The organism is Paraburkholderia sp. UCT2, assembly GCF_014397665.1.
GTDB classification, from domain to species: domain Bacteria; phylum Pseudomonadota; class Gammaproteobacteria; order Burkholderiales; family Burkholderiaceae; genus Paraburkholderia; species Paraburkholderia tuberum.
In genome coordinates this window covers 1-3,601 of the sequence record NZ_VZQO01000105.1, presented here as the reverse complement: position 1 = coordinate 3,601, position 3,601 = coordinate 1, and the positions used below count along the sequence as shown (strand labels likewise).

At 64.3% G+C, this 3,601-nt stretch carries 3 protein-coding genes; 1 reads left to right on the top strand and 2 read right to left on the bottom strand.

Going from position 1 to position 3,601, the window contains the following annotated elements:
* Window positions 1–337 (bottom strand): citrate/2-methylcitrate synthase (locus F6X39_RS35755; protein WP_316251761.1); only part of this gene is annotated, 337 nt, incomplete at its 3' end.
* 237 nt (window positions 338–574) lie between these two features.
* On the opposite strand from F6X39_RS35755, the gene prpR reads away from it, so the two are divergent.
* Window positions 575–2,533, top strand: a complete 1,959-nt coding sequence (gene prpR, locus F6X39_RS35750) for a propionate catabolism operon regulatory protein PrpR (protein ID WP_187620099.1) — start codon at window positions 575–577, stop codon at window positions 2,531–2,533.
* A 6-nt stretch (window positions 2,534–2,539) separates the two neighbouring features.
* Here prpR and F6X39_RS37250 read toward each other — a convergent pair whose 3' ends face one another.
* Window positions 2,540–2,965, bottom strand: a complete 426-nt coding sequence (locus tag F6X39_RS37250) for a hypothetical protein (RefSeq protein WP_262414937.1) — start codon at window positions 2,963–2,965, stop codon at window positions 2,540–2,542.
* Window positions 2,966–3,601: the final 636 nt, after the last annotated feature.

Genomic DNA, 3,601 nt, shown 5'->3' with positions numbered 1-3,601 from the left:
CGGTGCGCATCACGTCCATCGGATGCGCGGCGGCCGGAATCCATTCGAGCGCGGCCTTCACGTTGGCGGGCAGGCCGCGCATCGACTTCAGCTTCGTCTTGTACGCGGTCAGTTCGGCCTGGGTCGGCAGCTTGCCGTGAACCAGCAGATAAGCGATCTCCTCGAATTCGCACGCCTCGGCGATGTCGAGAATGTCATAGCCGCGATAGTGCAGATCGTTGCCGGTCTTGCCGACCGTGCACAGCGCGGTATTACCCGCGGTGACGCCCGACAGCGCGACGGATTTTTTCGGTTTGAAAGCGCCTGCGTTCGGCGTGCTGTTGTCTGCTTCGCTCATCGATTGTCTCCAGAAAGGGTTGGAATTTGGCCATTGCTTCGACTGGGCTGCCTTGTACGCAAAGAACGGGCCAGCCCGCTCACCGCCAGCTAAGTGCCTGATTTGGCGGGAGTCCGGCGAAGCGATGACGCGACCCCGTCCGACGCTCGATTTCATTAATGAAACTCCGGATTTCAAATTGGCAATGAATGCTCGCATAATGGAGGTCCCGAACCATCCCGTTGCGAGCCGTCCGCCTTGAGCACGCCTCTTTATGAACCGCCGCAGCGTCCGCGCGTCTGGGCGCTCAGCATTAGCCGCCTGCGCGATCTGTTCTTCGACATCGCCGGCGAATACGTGGAACGCGCGGATGTTCGCATCGTGTCGCACGCCTTCGAAGACGCGGTGCGCGAAATCGAGGCCGCGGGCGCCGCGCGGCCCGACGTCGTGCTCGCGGGCGGCTCGAACGGCGCGTATCTGAAGACGCGCGTGTCGGTGCCGGTCGTGCGGATCAGTCCGACCGGCTACGACGTCATGCATGCGCTCGCCCGCGCGCGTCGGGAAGGCGCGCGCGTCGCGCTCGTCACGCACGGCGACACGCCCGACGAAGTGCGGCGGTTCACCGCCGCGTACGCGCTCGATGTCACGTTCGCGTCGTACCAGTCGGCGCAGGACGCGGAGAGCGTCGTGCTCGATCTCAGCGATCGTGGCATCGACGTCGTGGTCGGCCCAGGCATGGTCACCGACCTCGCCGCGAATGCCGGCATGGGCGCGGTGTTTCTGTACTCGCGCGCGTCGGTGCGGGCCGGTTTCGACACCGCGCTCGAAGTCGCGCAGGCGACGCGCCGCGAAACCGTGCGACGTCAGCGGCTCGACACGCTGCTGCAGCACCTGCGCGACGGCGTGGTCGCGCTCGATGCGCAAGGCCGCGTCGAACTGATGAACCAGCGGCTCGCGGGCGTGCTCGGTATCGATGCCGCGAAGGCCGTCGGCCGCGCGCTGCTCGAACTCGCGCCCGACCTCGCGGGCAGTCTGCCGGACGCGGAGGGCGACAGCTTCTGCACGGTGCGCGGCGCCAGCTATGTCGTGCATCGCGGGCCGCTCGCAAGCAGCGGCGCGGCGCCGGGCACCGTGCTGACGTTTCAGGAATCGCGCGCGGTCGAACGGCTCGATCGGACGCTGCGCGCGCGTCAACGTGTGCAGCAGTTCACCGCGCGCTACCGGCTCGACGATATCGTCGGCGCGTCGGAATCGATCGAACGGGTGCGCGCGCTCGTCGTGCGTTATGCGAGGTCGGACGCGACCGTGCTGATTCTCGGCGAAAGCGGCACCGGCAAGGAAATGGTCGCGCAGAGCATGCATCAACTGAGCGCGCGACGCGACTTCGCGTTCGTCGCGATCAATTGCGGCGCGTTTCCGGAGGCGCTGCTCGAAAGCGAGCTGTTCGGCTACGAGGAAGGCGCGTTCACCGGCGCGCGCAAGGGCGGCAAAGCGGGGCTGATCGAGGTCGCGCATCGCGGCACGCTGTTTCTCGACGAGATCGGCGAGATGCCGTTGCCGTTGCAGAGCCGCCTGTTGCGCGTGTTGCAGGAGCGCGAGGTGGTGCGGCTCGGATCGACGGAGCCGATGCGCGTCGATATCCGCATCGTCGCGGCGACGCATCGCGCGCTGACCGACGCCGTCGCAGAGGGCAGTTTCCGTGCCGATCTGTACTACCGGCTCAACATCCTCAGCATCGCGCTACCGCCGCTGCGCGAGCGGCCGAACGACCTGCTGCCGCTCGCCGCCGAACTGTTGCGCCAGGCGGCCGCGCGCGAGCCGAGGCTGGCGGCGCGCGTGCCCGACGCGCAGACCGCCGCTCGCATGCTGGAGGGTTTGGGCGCGGCGTTGCGGCGCTATGCGTGGCCGGGCAATGTGCGCGAGTTGCAGAACGTGATCGAGCGGATCGTGGTTGAACTCGCCGATGGCGATGCGCTCACGGATGCGAGTGCGGCGCTCGTCACGCGCGACATGCTGCGCGCGATCGCGCCGGAAGTCGTCGAGCCCATCGCGCGCGCGAAGCCGACGGCGCTGACGCTGCGCGAGCGCAGCCGTCATGTCGAGGCCGATGAAATCCGCGCGGTGCTCGCGGTTCACGACGGTGATCGCGATGCGGCTTGCGCCGCATTGGGCATCAGCAAGACGACGCTGTGGCGCAAGTTGAATGCGGGGCGGTAGAGAGGGTTACGGTTTCACTGCCCGCACGATCACGCCGTTCCAACCGAATACGACGCGATGCGCATCCATGCGGAATACGGCCGCGCAATTGTCGCTGTCCAGCAGTAGGGCCTTCGGGGGCAAGCCCGTATCTTCGAGGTTGATGCCGTAATAGTCTTTGAGCTTTGGCGCGGTCTCGACGGTGCGGACGTTGAAACCGCCGTGCGGACGACAGCGCTCGCCTGCGAATTCGATCTGCCCAGTCGATATGCTCAGCACCTTGCCGAGCAGTCGTTTTGCCTCAGGTATTCCGCCCGAGACATCGCTGTATCCGACCACCTCGGTGACGGTCCATTTTCCGTTGAATGATGACGGGGTGGCCGTGATCCCGGTGGCAGAGCAGGTGGTCGCAATCAGGTAAATGATCAGCGCCGGGCACAGTGGTTTGAGCATCACGGTCGCTGCTTCCTGAAAGGCGCCGATTCCCCTACCCGCCGATTCGCCAGTCCCCGGCTTCTGCGGGGCGAGCCAATCGGGCGCCCCCGCCGATCGCGTGGGGTCACCATGATATTGAGCGACATGTGCTGCGCGACTCCTTCCATATCCCCCCGATTTGCAGGGTCCAGCGCTTCTCGTGTATTCCGATCCGTCGAGTTGTATGCGAAAGAGACTGCCTTGCTGCCATGTCATCTCCTCGAAAACAAATCCATAGGCGAGCGCTACGGACAACTTGCTCACTGCCCGTAACGCGAGCGGAAATTTACCATCGCTTGCCCTGCTTGAAGCGCTATGCAGTAAATTTTGGGCCGTCGCCCAAACAAACCGCATACCGTCGTCATCCGGCATGCCGCGCTGATAGTCGAACGGCTGCGCATTGCTGAGATTCTGTGGTACGCGGGGCTTTTGTAATAGCGCCCATAAAAACCGCCTCAATAGAGGCAGTAACAGTAATGCAACAAGGGTGATATGACTTCTCGTGTCAATATGATCGGTTCTGTGTTTTCGATGTTTGAATTTCCTGAGGGCGACGTAGCAGTAAATCTCGACGGTGGATCAAGCTGATATCCGCGGATTGGCTACCGCATTACA